The sequence below is a fragment of the Streptomyces sp. P6-2-1 genome (assembly GCF_050613165.1).
Classification (GTDB): Bacteria; Actinomycetota; Actinomycetes; order Streptomycetales; family Streptomycetaceae; genus Streptomyces.
The window spans coordinates 5,324,966-5,347,339 of record NZ_CP192513.1; the positions used below are offsets into that span (position 1 = coordinate 5,324,966).

At 74.7% G+C, this 22,374-nt stretch carries 14 protein-coding genes; 7 read left to right on the top strand and 7 right to left on the bottom strand.

The annotated features are described in order from the left end of the window. The first annotated feature begins 71 nt into the window (after positions 1-71). Positions 72-1,241: a D-alanine--D-alanine ligase family protein gene (locus ACQYWQ_RS22785; protein ID WP_431037086.1), complete on the top strand. Its 1,170-nt coding sequence runs from the start codon at positions 72-74 to the stop codon at positions 1,239-1,241. A 462-nt stretch (positions 1,242-1,703) separates the two neighbouring features. Here the strand turns inward: ACQYWQ_RS22785 and ACQYWQ_RS22790 are convergent, their stop codons facing one another. Both ACQYWQ_RS22790 and ACQYWQ_RS22795 read right to left on the bottom strand, forming a co-directional pair. Continuing rightward, positions 1,704-2,204, bottom strand: a complete 501-nt coding sequence (locus ACQYWQ_RS22790; protein ID WP_431037088.1) for a DUF3515 domain-containing protein — start codon at positions 2,202-2,204, stop codon at positions 1,704-1,706. A gap of 21 nt (positions 2,205-2,225) precedes the next feature. Continuing rightward, on the bottom strand, positions 2,226-2,459 hold the full coding sequence (locus ACQYWQ_RS22795) for an Lrp/AsnC family transcriptional regulator (protein WP_043254555.1): 234 nt from the start codon (positions 2,457-2,459) through the stop codon (positions 2,226-2,228). Between the two features lie 221 nt (positions 2,460-2,680). Here ACQYWQ_RS22795 and ACQYWQ_RS22800 point away from each other — a divergent pair, with 221 nt between their 5' ends. Both ACQYWQ_RS22800 and thiD read left to right on the top strand, forming a co-directional pair. Further along, entirely contained in the window at positions 2,681-3,676 is a 996-nt protein-coding gene (locus ACQYWQ_RS22800) for a thiamine-phosphate kinase (protein ID WP_431037090.1), read from the top strand. A gap of 359 nt (positions 3,677-4,035) precedes the next feature. Next, the gene (thiD, locus tag ACQYWQ_RS22805) at positions 4,036-4,878 is read left to right on the top strand and encodes a bifunctional hydroxymethylpyrimidine kinase/phosphomethylpyrimidine kinase (protein ID WP_431037091.1); all 843 of its coding nucleotides are present in this window, start codon (positions 4,036-4,038) and stop codon (positions 4,876-4,878) included. A 193-nt stretch (positions 4,879-5,071) separates the two neighbouring features. Here thiD and ACQYWQ_RS22810 read toward each other — a convergent pair whose 3' ends face one another. From ACQYWQ_RS22810 to rpmB, 3 genes are all read right to left on the bottom strand, one after another. After that, positions 5,072-6,376, bottom strand: coding sequence for an FAD-dependent monooxygenase (locus ACQYWQ_RS22810; RefSeq protein WP_431037093.1), 1,305 nt, complete (start codon positions 6,374-6,376; stop codon positions 5,072-5,074). A gap of 247 nt (positions 6,377-6,623) precedes the next feature. Continuing rightward, positions 6,624-9,980, bottom strand: a complete 3,357-nt coding sequence (locus tag ACQYWQ_RS22815) for an AfsR/SARP family transcriptional regulator (protein WP_431037094.1) — start codon at positions 9,978-9,980, stop codon at positions 6,624-6,626. A gap of 232 nt (positions 9,981-10,212) precedes the next feature. After that, entirely contained in the window at positions 10,213-10,398 is a 186-nt protein-coding gene (gene rpmB, locus ACQYWQ_RS22820) for a 50S ribosomal protein L28 (protein ID WP_008745436.1), read from the bottom strand. A 268-nt stretch (positions 10,399-10,666) separates the two neighbouring features. On the opposite strand from rpmB, the gene ACQYWQ_RS22825 reads away from it, so the two are divergent. Next, positions 10,667-12,517 (top strand): DAK2 domain-containing protein, encoded by a 1,851-nt coding sequence (locus ACQYWQ_RS22825; RefSeq protein ID WP_431039299.1) that lies wholly within the window; start codon positions 10,667-10,669, stop codon positions 12,515-12,517. A 155-nt stretch (positions 12,518-12,672) separates the two neighbouring features. On the opposite strand, the gene ACQYWQ_RS22830 is transcribed toward ACQYWQ_RS22825, so the two are convergent. Next, on the bottom strand, positions 12,673-15,894 hold the full coding sequence (locus tag ACQYWQ_RS22830) for a tetratricopeptide repeat protein (protein ID WP_431037096.1): 3,222 nt from the start codon (positions 15,892-15,894) through the stop codon (positions 12,673-12,675). Then, entirely contained in the window at positions 15,891-17,741 is a 1,851-nt protein-coding gene (locus ACQYWQ_RS22835) for an HSP90 family protein (protein ID WP_431037098.1), read from the bottom strand. The genes ACQYWQ_RS22830 and ACQYWQ_RS22835 overlap by 4 nt, the downstream gene beginning before the upstream one ends. A 718-nt stretch (positions 17,742-18,459) precedes the next feature. Between ACQYWQ_RS22835 and recG the strand changes: the two genes are divergently transcribed. From recG to coaD, 3 genes are all read left to right on the top strand, one after another. Continuing rightward, complete coding sequence (gene recG, locus ACQYWQ_RS22840) at positions 18,460-20,700, top strand: ATP-dependent DNA helicase RecG (protein WP_431039300.1); 2,241 nt, start codon at positions 18,460-18,462, stop codon at positions 20,698-20,700. A 389-nt stretch (positions 20,701-21,089) separates the two neighbouring features. Then, positions 21,090-21,677 (top strand): 16S rRNA (guanine(966)-N(2))-methyltransferase RsmD, encoded by a 588-nt coding sequence (gene rsmD, locus ACQYWQ_RS22845; RefSeq protein WP_431037100.1) that lies wholly within the window; start codon positions 21,090-21,092, stop codon positions 21,675-21,677. Positions 21,678-21,703: 26 nt separating this feature from the next. Next, the gene (coaD, locus tag ACQYWQ_RS22850) at positions 21,704-22,183 is read left to right on the top strand and encodes a pantetheine-phosphate adenylyltransferase (RefSeq protein ID WP_431039301.1); all 480 of its coding nucleotides are present in this window, start codon (positions 21,704-21,706) and stop codon (positions 22,181-22,183) included. Positions 22,184-22,374 lie beyond the last annotated feature (191 nt).

The following is a 22,374-nucleotide window of genomic DNA, read 5'->3' on the forward strand; positions in this document are numbered from 1 at the left end:
GGTGGGGCGGGCCGACAAGCCGGGCTCCGGGCACTGACGGCGCGCGGGGCAGCAGGTACCCTCATCGCGATATGAGCAGCCAGAACCTCCCCCAGAGCCCTGTTCCCTCCGTCGAAGGGGGGGAGCCGCGCAAGCCGCGGGTCGCCGTCGTCTTCGGCGGGCGAAGCTCCGAGCACGGAGTCTCCGTCGTCACCGCCGGTGCTGTGCTCGGCGCCATCGACCGGGAAAAGTACGACGTGCTGCCGATCGGCATCACCGGTGAGGGCCGCTGGGCGCTCGCCGTCGACGAACCGGCCCGGATGGCCATCGCCGACCGCGCGATGCCGACCGTCGAGAGCCTCGCCGAGTCCCTGGAGGGCAGCGTCGTCCTGCCCTTCGACCCCTCGGTGCGCGAGGTCGTCTACGCCGAGCCCGGCTCGGTCCCCAAGGCGCTCGGCGAGGTCGACGTCGTCTTCCCGATGCTCCACGGGCCCTACGGCGAGGACGGGACCCTCCAGGGTCTCCTGGAGCTGTCGGGGACGCCCTACGTCGGCGCCGGGGTGCTCGCGTCGGCGGTCGGCCAGGACAAGGAGTACATGAAGCGGATCTTCACCTCCTTCGGCCTCGCGGTCGGCCCGTACCTCGTGATCCGCCCCCGCGAGTGGGAGCAGGACCCGGCCGCGGCGCGCCGCCGCATCGCCGACTTCGCGGGCGACCACGGCTGGCCGCTCTTCGTGAAGCCCGCGCGTGGCGGCTCCTCGGTGGGCATCAGCAAGGTCGACGGTTTCGACGACCTGGACGAGGCGATCGAGGAGGCGCGGCGGCACGACCCGAAGTTCCTGATCGAGGCGCTCGTGCAGGGCCGCGAGATCGAGTGCGGGGTCCTGGAGTTCGAGGACGGGCCGCGCGCGAGCGTGCCCGCCGAGATCCCGCCGGTCACCGACCACGCCTACTACGACTTCGAGGCGAAGTACATCGACTCCGCGTCCGGGCTCGTGCCCGCGCCGCTCACGCCCGAGGAGACGGCCGAGGTCCAGCGCCTGGCCGTCGCGGCCTTCGAAGCGACCTCCTGCGAGGGGCTCGTGCGCGCCGACTTCTTCCTCACCGACGACGGCTTCGTCATCAACGAGATCAACACCATGCCCGGCTTCACCCCGATCTCGATGTACCCGCAGATGTGGGAGAAGAGCGGGGTCGGCTACGCCGAACTCGTCGACCGGCTCATCCAGGCGGCGCTGCGACGGTCGACGGGGCTGCGGTAGCGCGCGGTCGGGGCCGGTTGAGCCGGTCAGGGCCTGACGGGGTTTGACGGGGCCTGACGGGCCCGGTTGAGCCGGTCGGCGCCGGCGGGCCTGACGGGGCGCGGTAGGCCGGTGCCGCGGCGCGGGTGACGTTGTGGCGCGTTGGCGGCGGTGTCGCGTCGGGGGGCGTCGGGGCGGGGCCGGAGAGGCTCGCGCCGGGGCGGCGTCGCGTCTCAGGGTGGCCTCGGGGCGGGGTCAGGCCGGTGGGTGCGTCGCGCCGGGCACGTCGCGTGGTGGCGTACGTGCGCGACGTGGCGTCGCGCGGCGCGGTGCGCGGCGATGTCGCGGTCGGCGCGACGTGGCATCGGCGACGTCGCGTGTGACCTGCGGTGATGCGTGCGGTGTGCGCGACGTGGGGGGCGCGTCGGTTCCGTACCGGCGTCCTGCCCCGTACCGCCGTCGCCGCGGTTCCTCGCGCGGCGCTCAGCCCTCCGCGATGCCCTTGGGGATCGTGGCGGCGACCGGCTTCGCGAAGTCGGTGAGGGGGGAGAGGCCGTTGCCGGCGCGCGAGGCGGGGATCGTGACCTCGACGTAGGCGATGCGCAGCGTCGTGGACAGGAGGTAGGGGGCGCCGTCCTTGTGCTCGATGGCCCAGTCGACGCCGTCGACCTCGACACTGTCCGTCTTCGGGTCGTCGAGAGCGGCCGGACGGGGCACCCCGCAGCGCAGTATGATCGCCGGGTCGCCCCATCCGGCCGTCAGTTCGGACTTCGGAGCCGGGTCGTTCCTGCTGAGTCCGTCCACGTGCTCAGGAAGCTCCGTACGCAGCTTCCGGCACGCCTTCGCGGCCGCGGCGTCCGGCGTGGGGACCGAGGCCCTCGCCCCGGAACCCGCAGCCGAATCCGCCGAGGAACAGCCGACGGCGGTCAGCAGCGGGAGCAGGACGGCGGGAACGAGCAGTCGTCGCAGCACGGAGATGTTCACGCCGCCCAGCGTAGACGGGGGTTACAGATGGACGACGGGGCAGGTCAAGGTCCTGGTGATGCCCTCCACCTGCTGCACCTTCGCGACGACCATGCGGCCGAGGTCGTCCATCGTCGTCGCTTCGGCACGCACGATCACGTCGTACGGGCCCGTGACGTCCTGGGCTTGTATCACACCGTCGAAGGAACCGACGAGTTCGGCAACCGCGGAGGACTTGCCGACCTCCGTCTGGATCAGAATGTACGCCTGTACCACGGAACCTCCAGGGCGGCCATGAGGATCATGGGGGAAAGGGGACGTCACGGTATCGCGTCGCCGCGCGCCGCGGGGAGCCCCCCGCGCGTGCTGCGCCCCGCTCCGTACGGCGGTGCCGCTTCCGGGGGACGCGGCGCACGGAAGTTCAGGCAAGACTTGGCGGTACCCGCGGCGACGAAGGCACGCGGCCGTGAACGGTACGGCGCAGAAGGGGCACAGGGATGAAGGGCACTGTGGGGGAACTCGGCGAGTTCGGGCTCATCCGCGAGATGACCGCGCGACTCACCACGACACCGGCGGTGCGGCTCGGCCCGGGCGACGACGCCGCCGTCGTGGCCGCGCCCGACCGCCGTGTCGTGGTGAGCACCGACGTCCTCGTGGAGGGCAGGCACTTCCGGCGCGACTGGTCGACCGCCTACGACGTCGGGCGCAAGGCCGCGGCGCAGAACCTCGCCGACATCGCCGCGATGGGCGCGGTGCCCACCGCTCTCGTCCTCGGGCTCGTCGTGCCGGCGACGCTGCCCGCGACGTGGGCGACCGAGCTGATGGACGGGCTGCGCGACGAGTGCCAGGTGGCGGGCGCCGCGGTGGTCGGCGGCGACCTCGTACGCGGCGACACGATCACCGTCGCGATCACGGCGCTCGGCGACATGCGCAACCAGGAGCCGGTCGTGCGCTCCGGAGCGCGCCCCGGTGACGTCGTCGCCGTCACGGGCTGGCTCGGCTGGTCCGCCGCCGGGCACGCCGTCCTGTCGCGCGGCTTCCGTTCCCCGCGCGCCTTCGTCGAGGCGCACCGCAGGCCCGAACCCCCGTACCACGCGGGCCCCGCGGCCGCCGCGCTCGGCGCGACGTCCATGACCGACGTGAGTGACGGCCTCATCGCCGACCTCGGGCACATCGCCGAGGCGAGCAACGTCCGCATCAACCTCGTCTCCGGCAAGGTCGACGTGCCGTCGCAGATGTACGACATCGGGCAGGCGGTCGGCGTCGACCCGCTCCAGTGGGTGCTGACGGGCGGCGAGGACCACGCGATCGTCGCGACGTTTCCGCCGGACGTGAAGCTGCCCGCGCGCTGGAAGGTCATCGGCGAGGTCCTGCACCCCTCGGCGCGTCCCGAGGTCACGGTCGACGGCGCGCCGTGGACGCGCGCGGGGGGCTGGGACCACTTCGGCGGGGACGAGGGGGACGACGGGATCGAGACGCCTGGGCGGGGGTGAGGGGCGGGCGCGGGGGAGTGCGTGGGGGCGGAGGGCTTGCGCGGCGTACGGGTGCGGGGGGCGGGTGGGGAGTTGCGCGCGGCATCGCATCTGCGACGTCGCGTGTGACCTGCGGTGATGTGCGTGACGTGCGCGGCGTGGGCGGTGTGCGCGGCGTGGGCGGTGTGCGCGGCGTGGGCGGTGTGCGCGGCGTGGGCGGCCTGGGCGGCGTGGGCGACGTGCGCGGCGTGCGTGACGTGGGCGGTGTGGGCGGTGTGGGCGACAGGGCGGGGCGGGCGGTGCACGGGGCACAGGCGGCGTGCGCGACGTAGCGCGACGTGGGTGCGCCGGGACGCGGGCTGGGCGGTAGATTCGGGCGTATGCACATACCCCCGCGCGTCCTGACCGTGGCCGGTTCCGATTCCGGCGGCGGCGCCGGCATCCAGGCGGACCTCAAGACGATGCTCGCGCTGGGTGTGCACGGGATGAGCGTGCTCACCGCCGTCACGGCGCAGAACTCGCTGGGTGTGCAGGGCGCCTGGGACCTCCCCGTCGAGGCCGTACGCGCCCAGTACCGCAGCGTCGTCGACGACATCGGCGTCCAGGCGGTCAAGACCGGGATGCTCTCCTCCGCCGCGCTCGTCGAGACGGTCGCGGAACTCCTCGCGACGACGGACGCACCGACCGTCGTCGACCCCGTGGGCGTCTCCAAGCACGGCGACGCGCTGCTCGCCGCCGACGCCCTCGACTCGGTACGTACCCGACTGCTCCCCGTCGCCACCGTCGCGACGCCCAACCTGGACGAGGTCGCCCAGCTCACCGGTGTCCACGTCACGCGCCCCGATGACCTGCCCGAGGCGGCGGCCGCCGTCCTCGCCCTCGGCCCCCGCTGGGCCCTGATCAAGGGCGGCCACCTGGAGGGCGAGGCCGTCGACCTCCTCACCGACGGCACGGAAGAGCACTGGCTGCGCGCCCCCCGTCTCGACAACCGCCACACCCACGGCACCGGCTGCACCCTCGCCTCCGCCGTCGCCTCCCACCTGGCACTCGGCCACGACGTGCCGGCCGCCGTGCGCGCGGCGAAGAAGTACGTCACGGGGGCGATCGCGGCGGGCTTCCCGCTGGGCGACGGGATCGGGCCCGTGGACCACGCGTGGCGGTTTCGCGGGGGCGAGGGGGCGTGGGGGATGCCGGGGGCGCCGGGGGCGGCGCCGGAGGGCTGAGGGGCGGGGGACGCCGCGTGACGTTGCGTGGTGCGGTGTTCGCGATGCGGCGGCTGCGCGACGTGGCATCTGCGACGTCGCGTGTGACCTGCGGTGATGCGGGGCGCTCCACGCGACGTGGCGGCGCCGGCGACGCGGCGTCGCGCCTCGTCCGTACGCGACGTTCCCGCCGCTCGCGCGCGTCGTTGCGGGGTCACCCGCGCACGACGTCGCGACGCGTTCCGTACCGCTGCGGGTAGTCCTTGAGCCGGATGTTCTGCGCGGCGCGGAGCGTGAGGCGGCGGAAGACGCGTGTCATGGAGCGAGTGGCGAGGACGCGGTACATGCGGTCGCGCCGACGGATCGCCGCCTGGGTCGCAGGGGCGAAGAAGGGGCCGACGTTCGCGGCGTTCTTCTGGCAGCCGCGCGCGAAGGCCGTCACTTCCGCCTCGTACGCCGCGAACGCCGCACGGTGCGCGCCGCCCGCCGCCGCGAGTTCCCCGGCGAGCACGTACGCGCCGACGAGCGCGCAGCCCGTGCCCATGCCGCCCAGCGTCGCGCCGTATCCCGCGTCGCCGAGCAGGACGACGCGCCCGCGCGCGAGGCCGTCGACGTCGCTCCGGGCGAGCGCGTCGACGTACAGGTCGTCCGCGTCGTCCAGCGCGTCGAGGACACGCGCCGTGTGCCAGCCGCCGCCGCTGAAGCGCTCCCGCAGCAGCCTTTTTTGCGCCGCGACGTCGCGGCGGTCGCGGGGCGGCGCGTCCGAGGCGAAGACGAGCGAGGCGAGGGCGCGCGCCGGGTCGCCGCCGTAATGGCTGAGCAGGACGGTGCGGCCGGGCTCCGTGTACATGCGCGCCGTGCGGTCGAGGCCGAGGTGGTTCGGGAGGCCGAAGGCGGCGAAGCAGTAGCCGCCGAAGCGCACGTGGCGCTCCTCCGGGCCGAAGACCAGGGCGCGGGTGTGCGAGTGGAGGCCGTCGGCCCCCACCACGAGGTCGTACCGCTGCGGCGCCGCCCGCGCGAAGGCCACGTCCACGCCGTCGTCGTCCTGACGGAGCGAGGCGATGGAGTCGCCGAAGACGTAGCGCACCGAGCGCCGCGTCCGCTCGTACATGATCTCCGCCAGGTCGCCGCGCTGGATCTCCACGTCGCCGCTCAGCATCGAGGCCGGCAGCTCCACGAGCACCCGGTCCCTCGCGTCGACGATGCGCTGCACACCCATGTGCGTCTGCCGCGCCGCCACCTCGTCCGCGATGCCCGTGGCGCGCAGCACCTCGGCGTGCACGTTGCCCCGGAAGTCGACGGCGAAGCCGCCGGGCCGCAGCTTCGACGCCTTCTCCACCACGGTCACCTCCGCACCGTAACGATCCAGCCAGAGCGCCACGGCGGGCCCCGCCACGCTCGCCCCCGAAACGAGCACCCGCAGCCCGGCGAGGGGCGGCGCCGCGGCGGCGGCAGTGGGGACGACGGGGGTGACGCGGGCGGCGTCGGGCAACTGGGAGGGCTTGCTCTTCTCGGTCATGGGGACAGCTTCGGGCGGGGCGCTTACCGTGCGCTGACGGTGCGCTGACGGGTACGGGCGAGGACACGGGCGTGCGACGTCGCGTGGGACGGGGCGGGGTGACGTCGCGTGGGACGGGGCGGGTTCGCGTGGGCGGGGTGACGTCGCGACGTGGGGCGGGCGGGGCGTCGGTACGACGTCGCGTGGGTGCGGTGAGGCGGCGGGGTGACGTCGCGGTGCGGGGTGTCTGGTGCGGCGCGACGTCGCGTCAGGCGCCGTCCGGCTGTGCGCGCCGTCCCCTCTCCCGCGCCGCGTCGTACGCGACGTCGCCCAGGACGCCGCGCACCGTCGCCCGCACGACGGCCGTTTCTGCGTCCTCACCGGCGACGCCCCGTACGGCCTCCGCGCGTCCCAGGTGCTCCGCCGCGTCCCGCAGCCGCTCCCGCGACGCGGCGTCGCCGCCCAGGCGGCCCCCGCCCTCCTCGCCCTCCCCGTCCTCCGCTGCTCGCGCCCCGTGCGCGGCCTCCGCGACGCACCACCGCGCGAGCACCTCGTGCGTCTCCGCGCGCACGCTCCGCACCCGCACCGTCGCCGCCTTCGCCCGTGCGCGTTCCGCCCAGACCCCGGCCCGCTCCACTTCACCCGCGTCGAGGTACGTCCGCGTCAGCCCGAGGAGCGCGCGGACCTCTTCCGCGACGCCGAACCACGTGGCCGAGAACAGTTCGAGCGCCGCGGCGTACCTGTCGCGTGCCTCGGACGCCGCGCCCTCGTGGCGCGCGACGTCGCCCAGGCCGCGCAGCGCGCCCCCCGCCTTGTCGGTCAGCCCGTAGCGCCGGTACGCCGCCTCGGCACGCCGCAGGTCCGCCGCGGCCTCGCACGGACGGTCCGCCCGCAGCAGGACCTCCGCGCGGTGCGTCAGCATGTCCGCGTGCTCCTCCGATGACCGCAGCTGCTCCGTCAGTTCCAGCGCCTCGTCGAGCATCGCGAGCGCTTCGTCACGGCGCCCGAAGACGTCGGCGGTGTGCGCGAGCCGGTCGAGGCTGTTGGCGATGCCCCAGCGGTCGCCGAGCGCGCGGAAACCGCGCAGCGCCTCCCGGTACGTGGCCTCGCCCGCGAGGGGGAGCCCCGCCTCCGTCTCCAACAGGCCGGTACCGAGGAGGAGCAACGCCCTCGCCCACGGCGTCCCGTCCAGCTGCCAGCCGGCCGAGGCGTCGCCCCATTCCCTCGGCCCCCCGGCCAGCGACCAGAGCACGCCGAGCGCGGGGTGCCGCATCGGTGCCGCCAGACCACGCAGCAGCGCGTTCGCACGGTCCGTCAGCGCGCGCCGCTCCCGTACGGGGAGGTCCTCCGACGTCGCGGTGCACAGGCACAGCGCGTACTCCTCGGCGAGACCGGGCGGCGGTACGTCGCCGAGCACCGCGAGGAGCGCACGCGCCGCGCCGACCTGCCGGCTGTGCAGTCCGCGCAGCCGCCAGAACCAGGCGAGCGCGGCGACCATGCGCAGGGCGCGTTCCGGCGCCTGCGCGCGCAGGTGGCGCAGCGCCGCGTCGAGTTCGTGGCGCTCGGCCATGAGGCGGTCGAGAGCGGCCACCTGGCGCGCCTCGTGCAGCAGCGGCTCGCTCTCCTCGGCCAGGCGCAGGAACCACGCGGCGTGGGCCTCGCGCAGGCGCTCGGTACTGCCCTCGGCGGCGAGTTGGGCCGCGCAGTAGTCGCGGATCGTCTGAAGCATGCGGTAGCGCCCGCTCTTCACCTCCAGGAAGGACTTCTCGACGAGCGCGTCGAGAAGCTCCGCCGCCGCGGGCGTCGCGCAGACCTCCGCGACCGTGGCGGCCTCGGCTCCGTCGACGAACACGGAAACACGTCGCGCGAGTTGACGCTCCCGCGCGTCGAGCAGCTCCCAGCTCCATTCCACGACGGCGCGCAGCGTACGGTGCCGCGGCGCCTTCGTCCGGTCCCCGCGCGACAGCACCGCGAAGCGGTCGTCCAGGCGGCGTTCCAGCTCGCGCGGAGGCAGGGTGCGTACGCGCGCGGCGGCCAGCTCGACGGCGAGGGGCAGCCCGTCGAGCCGCGCGCAGATCCGCCGGACCACATCCGCCTCGTCGTCCGCCCCGGCCTCCGCCTCGTACGTCGCGGCCCAGCCCTCGTGCGCCGGAGGGCGCACTGCTGCCGCGCGGGCCGCGAAGAGCCGTACGGCGTCGGCGGGATCGAGTGGCGGTACGGGGCGGACGTACTCGCCCGTGAGCCCGAGCGCCTCGCGGCTCGTCGCGAGCACGCGCGCACCGGCGCAGCCCGCGAGGAGCGCCGCGACGTAGCGTGCGACGTCCGCGACGAGGTGCTCGCAGTTGTCCAGGACGAACAGCACAGGCCGCGTGCCCACCACCGCCACGAGCCGGCCCAGCGCATCGTCCTCCGCCGGCCCCCGGAACGCGTCGCGCACCCCGAGTGCCGCGAGCAGCGCGTGGGGCACCTGCGCGCCGTCCTCCAGCGCGCCCAGCTCGACGTAGCGGACGGGCGCGGCCACGCCCCGCGCCGTCTCGACAGCGAGCCGCGTCTTGCCGGCTCCTCCGGGCCCCGTGAGGGTGACGAGGCGGCGAGCGGGGTCGGCGAGCAGCCCGGCGAGCGCGGCACGCTCCCGGTCACGGCCGATGAACTCGGTGAGGGGGAGCGGAAGACCGTGCGGGAGGGCGGGGGACGGCACGTCGTCGAATGGCGCGTCGTCGAATGGCGCGTCGTCGAGCGGCGCGTAGGGCGGGCGCGCCGCGGCACCACGATGCGACGTCGTGTCGTGCGGCGGGGACGTCGCGTGCGACCTGCGGTTTTGCGGAGACGTCGCGTCGTCCGCACGCGACGTATCGGCCCGGACGTCGCGCGGCGCTGTGCCGCGCAGCAGCTCCGTGTGCAGCGCCGCGAGTTCGGGCGAAGGATCGGTGCCGAGCCGTTCGGCGAGGAGGGCGCGGGTCTCCTCGTACAGTACGAGCGCCTCGGCCGGGCGGCCCGTGTCGCGCAGTGCGCGCATCAGGAGGGCGCGCAGCGGCTCGTCGAGCGGGGACGCCGCGAGCAGCCCGCGCAGTTCGGCGATGAGCGCCGGGCTCGGCCGTACACCCAGCTCCGCGGTGACGCGGCCGCGCAGGGCTGCGGCGCGCAGCGCGTCGAGCCGCGCGGCGTGGTCGGTGCGTATCGCGACGTCGGGCAGCGGCGCGCCGCGCCACAGCGTGAGGGCGGTACGGAAGAGGCCGACCGCCCCCGTCGCGTCCCCCGCGTCGAGCCGCCGCTGCCCCGACGCCGCGAGCGCGGTGAAACGGTGCGCGTCGACGCACGCGCGGTCGGGGACCCGAAGGCGGTAGCAGGCGGAGATGTGGGTCACCTCGGCGCCCGTCGCGGCGATGCGGCGGCGGAGCCGGGAGACCTGTGACTGGAGCGCGTTGCGTGCGCCGTCGGGCGGTTGCTCCCCGTACACGCCGCGCAGCAGGTGCCCCGCCGGGACGACGCGTCCCTCGTCGAGCAGGAGCAGCGTCAGCAGAGCCCTCGGGCGGGGGCCGCCGACGGGCAGTTCCGCTCCGTCCGGTGCCCGCACCACGAGCGGGCCGAGTACGCCGAAGAAGGGGAGCGGAGCGGGGGTGGTCACGGGACGCGTCGTGCGGCCGGCGGCTCCGTACGCTGCGCCGGCACCGTACCGGACGGACCCGGACCCGGACCCGGACCCGTGCCGGACGGAGCCGCTTCGGTGCCCGGGCACACGTAAGAGCCGGTCCGCCCTAAGACGGACCGGCTCTCACAGCAACCAGCCAGGTGGCCGCGCCGCACTACGACAGCGCGAGACCGGATCGGTACCGTCGTGAAACGGGACCGCCTCACGTTTAGCGCGAGACCTTGCCGGCCTTGATGCACGAGGTGCAGACGTTGAGCCGCTTCGGCGTTCCACCGACCACGGCACGCACGCGCTGGATGTTGGGGTTCCAGCGACGCGGCGTACGGCGGTGCGAGTGCGAAATGTTGTTGCCGAAGCCCGGCCCCTTGCCGCAGACGTCGCAGTTGGCAGCCACGGGTCACTCCAAAGACTTCAGATGCACTTACAGTGAATCCCGGCAGGCCGGGATCAGAGACGGAAGTGCCTGATTTGGCGTTGCCGGGGGGAATGGCCCGATTCTCATCGGGCAACCGGAGCAGCATACAGCGGCCACTCCCGCTCTACGAAACTACCATGACCGCGGCCATGACCGTTCCCGGGCTCCGCCCGTACCGGGTCCGAGCTGCGACTACGCTGCGTTCGTCCGGCTGTGCAAGGAGGCCCTGGTGCCCGGGAAGGCCCTGATGTCCGGGAACGAAGGACGACTCCTCGACGCCACCACGCTCCGCGCCTGGTGCGCGACGGCCCTCGACGCACTGGGCCGGGCGCGCGAGGAGATCGACTCCATCAACGTCTACCCGGTCGCCGACGGCGACACCGGGACCAACCTCTACCTCACGACCGAGGCGGCCTTCCGCGCCGTCGAGGCCGTCTTCGAGGCGTACGAGGGCGACGCGGACGCCGCGTCCGTGCCTGGTCTCGACGGGGTCGCCCGCGCGATGGCGCACGGCGCGCTCGTCGGCGCGCGCGGCAACTCGGGCACCATTCTGGCGCAGTTGCTGCGCGGCGCCGCGCAGGTTCTCGTCGCGGCCGCGGGCGAAGCGGTCGACGGCGTCGTCCTGGCCACCGCGCTCCGCCGCGCGGCGGAGGCGGCCTACGAGGCCGTGGCACACCCTGTCGAAGGCACGGTCCTCACCGTCGCTTCGGCCGCCGCGCGCGCCTGCCCGCAGAACGAGGCCGACTGCCGCGTCGTCGCCCGCGCCGCGTACGACGCCGCGCGTGAGGCTCTGGAACGCACCCCGGGGCAACTCGCCGCGCTCGGCCGCGCGGGCGTCGTGGACGCGGGGGGCAGGGGCTTCGTCGCGGTCCTCGCCGCGCTGGTCGCGGCGCTCGGCGGGGAGCCCTTCGCGGGCGGGCCGGTCGCGCGGCCCGCGCGCTGGCAGCCGCGGCATCCGGAGACGTCGCGCGGAGCGGAGGACGGGGCGCGGGCGGACGGCGCGTACGGGGGTGACGCGGCGTACAGGGGCGACGCGGCGTACGGGGACGGCGCGCGTCGCGACGTCGCGTGTGCGGGGCACGACGCGTGCGCGGGCGACGTCGCACGGCGGGGGAGCGGCGACATCGCACGGCGGGGGAGCGGCGACATCGCGTGCAGGGACACCGAGGAATGGGACGGGTCGGGACCCGGGTACGAGGTGATCTATCTCCTCGATGCCGAGGACGAAGCGGTGGCGCGCCTGCGCGCGCGGCTCGACGCGCTCGGTGAGTCCCTCGTCGTGGTCGGCGGCGACGGTCTGTGGCACGTGCATGTCCATGTGGACGACGCGGGGGCGGCCGTCGAGGCCGGGATCGAGGCCGGGCGCCCGCACCGCGTGCGCATCACGCACTTCGCCTCCGACGCCGCGCGGCCCGCGCCCGCGGGCGGGGAGCGCGCCCCGCGCGCCATCGTCGCCGTCGTACCGGGCGAAGGGCTCGCCCGGCTCTACGCGGAGGCGGGCGCCGCGACGGTGCCCGCCAGACCGGGCGAACTGCCGGGCAGCGGCGAACTCGCCGAGGCGGTGCGTCGCGCGCACGCCCACGAGGTCGTGCTGCTGCCCAACGACGCCGACCTCCACCACACGGCGGCCGCCGCGGCGCAGGACGCGCGCCACCTGGGCGTACGCGTCGCGGTGATCCCCACCCGCTCCGCCGTGCAGGGCGTCGCCGCGCTCGCCGTCCATGAGGCGGAGCGACGCTTCGACGAGGACGTCGTGGCCATGACCAGCGCCGCGGGCGCGACGCGCTACGCGGAACTCGCTGTCGCCGAGCACCGTTCGTGGACCTCGGTCGGGATCTGCCAGGCCGGCGACGTGCTCGGCCTCATCGACGGCGACGTCGCGGTCATCGGGCAGGACGTCGCGGCCATCGCGCGCACCGTCCTCGACCGGATGCTCGCGGCGGGCGGGGAGATGGTCACGCTCGTCCTCGGGGAGGCGTGCCCCGCCACGCTCGCGGACGAGTTGGAGCGGCACGTGCGCGCGCACCACCTCGCGGTGGACACCGTCGTCTACGCGGGGGGCCGCGACGCGGCGCTGCTGCTCGTCGGCGTGGAGTGACGGGCGCGGCGATGTCGCACGGACACAGGTCTTGCACGCGCGTCTGAGGCGCGCGCAAGACCTGCACGCTCGTCTTATACGAGCGTATAAGACGAGCGTCCTGTACGGCCGTCTTATACGGCCGTCCTGCATGACCGTCCCCATACGCGCGTCTGTCAGGCGGTTCCCTTCCGCGCTCCCTCCTCCGTCGCGGCCAGGATTCGCGTCGCCGCGGTGGAGCACGCCTGCCCGTCGGGGGACTCGTCGGCGGCGTGCGCGTCGCGCACCGTTTCGGCAAGGGCGCGCGCTTCGCCTACGAGCCCGAGGGCGACGCAGAGCCACGCCGCGCCGAGCCGCGCCCCGCTCAGCTCGGCAAGGTACTCGGGGCCCGCCGTGCCGAAGGCGTCGGCGGCGCGGCGTGCGAGCCCGAGTGCCTCCGCGCGTACGGCGCGGACGCCCGCGTCCCGCGCGGTGCCCCCCTCCTCGGGGCCGTCGTCCTCGTCCGGCAGGCTGTCGCCGAGGATTTCGGCGTGCTGGGAGTACGTGCGGGCGAGTTCGGCGTACGCCTGGGAACGGGCCTCGGGGTCGTCGGCGAACGGCGGTTCGGTCAGGAGCGCCTCGCCGGACGAAGTCGCCTCGCCCATGAACGCGAGGGCGTGCTCCAACGCGTCCGCCCCGTCGCCGTCCGCGCGAAGCCAGGCACGGGCACGCAGCGTGCGGACGTGCGCGAGGGGGTTGCCGATGCCGAGCCACAGCTCACCTGCGCGCGCGTAGGCGCGCTCGGCGCCGTCGCGCACTCCCGCGTCGCCGAGCGCGTCGGCGGCCAGGTTGGCGAGTACCGCGTGGTCGCGCTGATCGGGCCAGTGCTGGGCGAGTTCGGCAGCGAGCAGGTACGCCTGCGCAGCCTCGCGGGGTTCACCGATCCGGCGATGGCAGTCGCCGAGCCACCAGCGGGCCTGCACGACGGCGCCGTCACCGTGCCGTTCCACGTCGAGGCCCGTGAGCGCGGCCTCAAGGATGACGGCGGCCTCCTCGCCGCGGCCCTGCCCGAGCAGCAACCCGCCGAGCTTGAACCGTGCCCAGGCCGCGAGCCCTTCGCCCTCCGGTACCGCTTCGGCCCAGTGCGTGGCTTCCAGGGCGTGCTCCGCGGCTTCCTCGGCCTCACCGCCCTGCGCGAGCGCGTCGGCCAGCAAAAGCCGGAGTCTGGCGTGCGCCGATGCGTCGGCGCGCGGGGCGCCGTGCGAGAGCGCCGCCCGGGCGGAACCCACCGCGGTCTCCACGTCGCCCAGGCGCAGGCTCAGTTCGGAGAGCCGCGCCCGCGCGTCGACGGCGTACCACGTCAACGCCGCGTCCTCGGCGACGCGGGCGCTGCGCGCGTACTGCTCCGCCGCTTCCTTCAGCTCGCCGCGCAGGTGCGCCAGGGCGGCGAGGTGCGCGTGCGCCTCGGCGGCGCGCGCGGCGACCACGACACCGCCACCGAGGGGACGCGCCGTCGCGCCGTCGGCGACACCCACCGACCCCGCGTCGTCCTCACGCGTCGCGTCGTCTCCGCGCGTCGCGTCGTCTCCGCGCGTCGCGTCGTCTCCGCGCGTCGCGTCGGCCCCCGCTTCGTGCGCGTCGTTCTCTGCTTCGTAGGCGACGTCCAGCAGCTCCCGCAGCGCCTCGTACGCCGCGTCGCGCGCGTCGTCGCCTTCGTGGCCCTCCGGCGCGTCGTCGCCCCGCGCGGCCGCCTCCGCGAGGCGGGTCAGGAAGCGGGCGCGGGCGATGAGGACGGAGACGGTCTGCGGCCGCCCCGTACCGCCCGCCGCGCGCAGCGCCAGGACCTCCGTGCGCAGGGCGTCGAGGGCGGGCAGCGCGGCGGCGGTGTCCTCGGGGGAGCCCGCGCGGGCCGGCAGTCCCGCCGCGCGGGCCCGCGCGGCCAGGCTCTCGCCCGGGTCGCCGGCCTCCGCGTACAGCCCGGCGGCGACGAGGAAGAGACGTGCGGTCTCCGCGGGCGACGTCGCGGCGTCGGTCGCGTGCGCCTCCACGATCTCGGCGCGGTCGGCGGCGGGCAGCGTGACACCCGCGCGTTCCGCCGCGGCGCCGACCGCGCGCCACGCCGCGTCCGACTCCGGGTCGAGGCGCGCCGTCAGTTCGCGCGCCCGGTCCCGCAGTACGTCGTACGACGCGTCGCCCGCCGCGACGTCGCCCGCGACCACGTCGCCTCCCGCACGCGACGTCGCGTCGCCCGTGCCCGCGCCGCCCGGCGCCGATCCCGTGCCAGGACGCGGCGTCGTGCCCCGTACCCCCAGCGGAAGCCGCTCCCGCAGCGGTGCCGCGTCCATCCGTTCGCGCAGCAGCGTGGACACGCGCGACGTCCCGTTGCGCGTATCGAAGCGCGCCGCGAGGGCGAGGGCGCGCTCGCGCGCGTGGGCACCCAGCGTGCGCGCCGTCCACGGCGCCTGCCGCGCGGCGTCCGCACCGTGGAGCGCTATCTCCTGCGCGCCCAGGCCGCGCGCGACGAGGCGGTCCATCAGGAGCGCTGTCACGCCCAGGTACTCCAGGAGACCGCGCGGATCGCCCTCGTCGGTGAGGTACGCGGGCCGCTCGGCGAGGAGTTCGATGCCTCGCGCCTCGTTGCCGGTCAGGGCGCAGAATTCGATGTGGTCGGCGAGCGCCTCGCGCATGCTCTCCATGCGCCGTACGAGACGGATGCCGCGCAGATGGTGCGCGCGGGCGTCCGCGTCGCGGCCCAGGCGCAGGAGCGGCAGGAGCGAGGCGGCGAGGACCGCGTGCGGCTCGTGCGCGCACGTGTACGTCTCGTCGAGAACCGGTTGCCACAGGTCGAGCGCGCCCGCGTCGTCGCTCGACCGCGCGCGCCGTCCCCCCTGCTCGTTCAGCTCGCACGCGTGGCAGTCGCTCATCCTGTCGCGGTCCGCGGCGAGCCAGTTGCCGAACGCCGCCTCGGCGCGAGCCTCGTCGCCGATGTGCTGCGCGATCGAGAAGTCCACCATGTGCACGGCGCGCTCGGAGTGCCCTGCGACGCGGTAACGCGTCGCCATCTCGGCGTGCCACTTCTCGATCGAGGCGAGCGGGATGTCCGGCTGGTTCAGCATGCCTGCCGAGACCCACTTGAAGACCCAGTGCAGCGTGTGCGTGTGGTAGCTGTCGAAGTGCTCCGGGTGCTCGTCCCACATGCGCAGCAGCCGCGCGAACGGGACGAAGATCTTCGCGCGCTCCGAACTGTAGTTGTAGACCTGCACCTGGTGGTCGAGCGCCGCGACGAGCGTCGCGGGATCGTTCAGCGCCTCCGCCTCGGCGAGCAACGCCTCGGCGCGGGCGTTGCGCGCCGGGCCCTCCGGCAGTGCGCCGTTCTCGCGCATGGCGCGCAGCAGGGTCTCCGCGTGCGTGGTGCTCATCGGGCCTCGTCCCCCTCGTGCCCGCCGCCGCCCGGCAGCGTCGACCATTCCAGCAGGCCGGCGAAGGCCCGGTTGAGCAATGCGGAGTCCGCGGGACGCAGCGGACGCCGCGCCATCAGCAGGGACTGCCCGTACAGCGCTTCCACGGCGGTGCCCGCCAGCTCCGCGTTCGGGAGCGCGGCGATACGGCGTACGAGCGGGTTGAGGTGGTTGAGGACGAGGCGGGCGCGCGGCGTCTCGCCGCGCAGCGAGCCGAGGATGCCCGCCCACAGCTCGTCCGCCTCCTCCGCGGCCTCCTGCCGCGCCTGCTCGTGCCGCGCCTGCCGGTCGTCCAGGTGCAGCGCGGGCACCGTCACGGGGTGGAAGGCACGCAGCGCGACGTCGCAGCCGAGCGCGTCGAGACGGGCGCGCGCCGTCGCGAGGAACGGAGCGAGCGCCAGCTCCTCCGCGCCGTCCACCGCGTCCAGGTGTGCCGTCACCGTCTCGCCGTCCAGCTCGGCGACCGTCGCGCCGGACAGGACGTGCGGCAGCGCCTCGACCAGCTCGCTGTCGTACGTGTAGCCGCCGTTGACGACGCCGATGCCCTGAGCCGACGCGATAGCGGCGACCTGGCGGAACTCCTCGACGGTGCGCGTGAAGTGCACGACGGGGTGACGTCGCGCGAACTCGGTGAGCGGGACGCGTCCGTCCGTCGTCTCGAACGGCAGCCACGGCAGCATCGTGCGCAGCAGCTCCGCGTCGTGCAGCGCGAGCGACTTGACGCCCAGGTGGTGCACGGCGACGAAGCGTTCGAGCCGGTCGGGCGCCGAGGCCGCGAGCCCGGTCAGCCAGTCCCGTACGCGCGCGCCGAGCGCCTCGCGCACGGCGGCGAGCGCCTCGTCCTCGTACAGCGCCTCGCGCGAGGCCGTGGGCCGCAACGTGTCCGTGTCGAGCACGCACCGTACGAAGAACGCCCAGTCGGGCAGCAGCCCGTCGGCCCGATCGGTGAGCAGCATCCCCTTGAGGTGCACGCGGTGCCCCGCGCGCTGGGCCGGGCTGACGGCGCCGGGCAGTACGTACGCGACGCCGCGCACTCCCGCAGCCGGCAGGTCGAGGTCGATCGTGTCGAGCGGCGCGAAGCCGAAGACCTCGCGGCAGTGCGCCACGAGCGCCGCGCGACGTGCCTGCGGCGTCGCGTACGACGCGGCCCACGGCGCGGCGTCGCCCGTCACGGGCGCGTCGTCCACACGGATGTCGTACGGGAGGAGGCTGCCGAAGTGGCGCGCCAGTTCCGCGACGCGACGCGGCGTCAGCCACTCTTCGGCGCCACGTCGCGCCTCCAGGTGCACCGTCGTCCCCGGTTCGGGGTGCGCCGCGACGTCGAGGACGCGCACCGTGTACGAACCGTCGTCGCGCGCCGTCCACTCGACGGGCGCGGCGTCGGGCGTGCGCGCCGAGCGGCTCACGACGCGGATGCGCTCCGCGACGACGAAGCAGGCGAGGAGCCCGATGCCGAACTGCCCGAGAAAGCCGGTGCGGGCCGCTTCGAGCCCGTCGCCGCGCTTGGAACTGCGGCCGATCGTCGCGAGCAGCTCGTGCATGTCGCGCTCGCTCAGGCCGACGCCCGTGTCGGTGACGCTCAGGCTGTTGTCGCCCGTGCGCAGGCGGATGCGTGACGGTGCCTCGGGGGCGGCGGCGCGGCGCGCCGTGACGGCGTCCACGGCGTTCTGGAGCAGCTCGCGCAGATAGACCCGCGGGCTGGCGTAGAGGTGGTGGGAGAGGAGGTCGACGAGACCGCGCAGGTCGACCTGGAACGTGTGCGGAGCCGCGGGGGCGGCGTCCGTCGATGCGGAGGAGTCAGCAGTCATCGTCGCTGCGCCGGTGGGGGGACGTGCGACGGCGCGGGTCGGGCGGCCGGTGCGGGCCGCGAAGGAGCGGGAGGCCCGTCATCCTAGGCCGCGGCCCGCGCGCCTGAACAGTGAATTCCGGTAGGGGTGGGGAAGGTTTGAGCGGATCGTGGGGAGGGAGAGAGGCGCGGCGGGCCGGGGACGTCGCGACGTGGGGCGACGTCGCGCGGGAGGGCGCGACGTGGGGCGGTACGTCGCGTGGCGGCGCGCTGTATGTCGCGACGTGTCGCGGTACGTACGTCGCGTGACGGGGGCCCACGCGTGGGGCCGCGCACGTCGCGTGGAGCAGCGCACGTCGCGTGGGGCCGCGTACGTCGCGTGGAGCGGCGCACGTCGCGTCGGCGGCCTGGGCCGTGCCGCGCGACGTCGCACCGCTACGGAGCCCGCGCAGCGACAGGACCGACGACGGCTTACGCGACGTGGCGCCCTGCCCGCGACGTGGCGCCGCCCGTTCCCGTGCACCGCCCCCGCAGCCATCCCACCCGCGCCCCACCGCGCAGCGCCCCGTGCCGCCCCCTCCCTCCCCACCTCGCCCCGCCCCCGCCAATCTCCCCCGGCCCTCTCACCTCCGCCCGCGAGGCGTGCGCGGACGGTTGTCGGCGTCGTGGTGTGCAATGGGAGGGTGCCCACGCTCGATGAACCGCTGAAGAAGGTGCTCGGACCGCCCACCGCGAAGGTGATGGCCGAGCACCTCGGTCTGCACACCGTCGGTGACCTGCTCCATCACTACCCACGCCGGTACGCCGAGCGCGGGGAGCTGACGCGGCTCGCCGAGTTGCCGCTCGACGAGCACGTCACGGTCGTGGCGCGCGTCGCCGACGCGCGGGTGCACACCTTCAACGCGGGTCGCGGCAAGCGGCTCGAAGTGACCATCACGGACGGCAGCGGCCGGCTCCAGCTGGTCTTCTTCGGACGCGGCGTGCACAAGCCGCAGCACGACCTGCTCCCCGGCACGCGCGCGATGTTCGCGGGCAAGGTCTCCGTCTTCAACCGCAAGCTCCAGCTCGCCCACCCCGCCTACGAACTGCTCGCCGAGGAGAGCGACGCGCACGAGGCCGCGGGGACCTGGGCGTCGAGCCTGCTGCCGATCTACCCGGCCACGGCGAAACTGGAGTCCTGGAAGATCGCCAAGGCGGTCGACGCCGTGCTGCCGAGCGCGCCCGAGGCGCTCGACCCCCTGCCCGACGCGCTGCGCGAGGGGCGCGGGCTGCTCCCGCTGCCCGAGGCTCTGCTCAAGATCCACCGGCCGCACAGCAAGGCCGACGTCGACGCGGCGCGCGACCGCCTCAAGTGGGACGAGGCGTTCGTCCTCCAGACCGCGCTCGCCCGCCGCCGCCACGCGGACGCGCAACTGCCCGCCGTACCGCGCCGTCCCGCGTCCGACGGACTGCTCACGGCCTTCGACGCGCGTCTGCCCTTCACGCTCACCGAGGGACAGCAGAAGGTCTCGCGCGAGATCTTCGACGACCTCGCCACGGACCACCCCATGCACCGCCTCCTCCAGGGCGAGGTCGGTTCGGGCAAGACGATGGTCGCGCTGCGCGCCATGCTCGCCGTCGTCGACGCGGGCGGGCAGGCGGCGATGCTCGCCCCCACCGAGGTGCTCGCGCAGCAGCACCACCGCTCGATCACCGAGATGATGGGCGACCTCGCCTCGGGCGGCACGCTCGGCGCGGCGGAGCACGCGACGGGTGTCGTGCTGCTCACCGGTTCGATGGGTGCCGCCGCGCGCCGCAAGGTCCTCCTCGACCTCGTGACGGGCGAGGCGGGCATCGTCATCGGGACGCACGCGCTCATCGAGGACGTCGTGAAGTTCCACGACCTCGGCCTCGTGGTCGTCGACGAGCAGCACCGTTTCGGCGTCGAGCAGCGCGACGCGCTGCGCTCCAAGGGCGCGCAGCCGCCCCACCTCCTCGTCATGACGGCGACACCCATCCCGCGCACCGTCGCGATGACGGTCTTCGGTGACCTGGAGACCTCCGTACTCGACCAGCTTCCCGCCGGGCGGTCCCCGATCGCGACGCATGTCGTCCCCGCCCAGGACAAACCGCACTTCCTGGCGCGTGCCTGGGAACGCGTCCGCGAGGAGGTCGCGGCAGGCCATCAGGCGTACGTGGTCTGCCCACGGATCGGCGACGAGGAGGAGGCCGCGGGGGCCCGGGGCGCCAAGACGGGCAAGGGCGTGAAGGGCGCGTCGTCGCGTACGAAGGCGGCGGCCGCGAAAGCCGCGGACGACGCGGGCGGTACGGGGTTCGGCGCGGACGAGGACGCGGGTGCCGACGCCGCGGGGGACAAGCGGCCGCCCCTCGCCGTGCTCGACGTGGCGCGCGGTCTCGCCGAGGGACCACTCGCCGGGCTGCGCATCGGCGTCCTGCACGGGCGGATGGCGCCGGACGGGCCCGACGGCAAGGACGCCGTGATGCGCCGCTTCTCCGCGGGCGAGCTGGACGTGCTCGTCGCGACGACGGTCATCGAGGTCGGCGTCAACGTGCCCAACGCGACCGTCATGGTGATCATGGACGCCGACCGCTTCGGGGTCTCGCAGCTCCACCAGCTCCGCGGCCGCGTGGGCCGCGGCTCGGCAGCCGGACTGTGCCTGCTCGTCACGGACATGCCGGAGGCGAGCCCGGCGCGCGCCCGCCTCGGCGCCGTCGCCGCGACGCTCGACGGTTTCGAACTGTCGCGCGTCGACCTGGAACAACGCCGCGAGGGCGACGTCCTCGGCCAGGCCCAGTCCGGGGTCCGCTCCTCGTTGCGGATGCTCGCCGTGATCGAGGACGAGCAGATCATCGCCGAGGCACGCGAGGAGGCCACGGCCGTCGTCGCCGCCGACCCCGGCCTGGAGGCCCACCCGGCACTGCGCACCGCGCTCGACGCGCTGCTCGACGAGGAGAGGGAGCGGTACCTGGAGAAGGGCTGAGGGCAGGCGGCGGTACGGGGACGGCGCGGCGTCGCGCGGGGTGGCGTCCGCGTCGTCGGTGTACGGCGGTACGGGCGCGGGGCGGCCTCGCGCGGGCAGCGCCCCGTTTCACGGCGTCACGCCACGTCGACACGCCCCGTGCCCGCAGCACCCCCGTGCCCGTACCCTCGACCGCCGTCCCGCCTCCCCTCTCTCCCCGCGCAGGCCCCGCGTCTCCCCGCGCAGGCCCCGCGTCTCCCCGCGCAGGCCCCCGCGCGCGCCCTGTGTCCCGCCGCCTACGCTGGAGACGTACCGACCGGGTCCGGCCGGGAGACCGGTGGCGTGTGCGCATGCCGTGGTCACCGGGACGGGCGCCGGCGAGGGCCGAGCGACGAGGACCGACTAGCACCATGACCCGCGTGATCGCCGGGACGGCCGGGGGCCGCCGCCTCGCCGTACCGCCAGGCACCGGCACCCGCCCCACCTCCGAACGGGCGCGCGAGGGCCTCTTCTCGACGTGGGAGGCGCTCCTCGGCGGCCCGCTCGACGGCGAACGCGTCCTCGACCTCTACGGGGGCTCGGGCGCCGTCGGCCTGGAGGCGCTCTCGCGGGGCGCGGCGCACGCGCTGCTCGTCGAGAGCGATGCCCGCGCCGTACGCACCATCCGCGCCAACGTCCGCGCCCTCGGCCTCGCGGGCGCCGAGGTCAGGCCGGGCAAAGCGGCACAGATCGTCGCCGGGCCGCCGCCCCCGGCCCCGTACGACCTCGTCTTCCTCGACCCGCCCTACGCGGTCTCCGACGCCGAACTCGGGGAGATTCTGATCACACTCCGTACTCGCGGCTGGCTCGCGGAAGAAGCGCTGGTCACCGTGGAGCGCAGCACCAGGGGCGGGGAATTCGGCTGGCCCGAGGGCTTCGCGGGACTGCGGTCCCGGCGCTACGGCGAAGGGACCTTTTGGTACGGTCGCGCCGCCTCCACGTGCGAAAACGCACCATGAATCGACCGCAGAGCGAGGGGATCACGTTGCGCCGCGCCGTCTGTCCTGGGTCCTTCGACCCGATCACCAACGGTCATCTCGACATCATCGCCCGGGCCTCCAAGCTCTACGACGTCGTGCACGTCGCCGTGATGATCAACAAGTCCAAGCGCGGGCTCTTCACGATCGACGAGCGCATGGAACTGATCCGCGAGGTGACCGCCGAGTTCGGCAACGTCGAGGTCGAGGCCTTCCACGGTCTCCTTGTCGACTTCTGCAAGCAGCGCGACATTCCCGCCATCGTCAAGGGCCTGCGCGCCGTCAGCGACTTCGACTACGAGTTGCAGATGGCCCAGATGAACAACGGGCTCTCCGGCGTCGAGACCCTTTTCGTCCCGACGAACCCCACCTACAGCTTCCTCTCCTCCTCGCTCGTCAAGGAGGTCGCGCAGTGGGGCGGCGACGTCTCCCACCTCCTGCCCCCGGCCGTCCACACCGCGCTCACGCGACGCCTCGCCGAGCAGTGAACGGCGCGGCGCGCGGGAGGGGCACGGGAGGCGACGTAGCGGGGTGACGTGGCGTGGTGTCGTGTCGCGTGTCGTGTCGCGATCTCGTCGCGCCGTACGGAGCGCCGCGTGGCCCGTATGTCGCGTCACGTAGCGCACGCGTACGTCGCGACGCCGCGCACCGGTACGTCGCGCCGCGCCCTCGCGCCGCG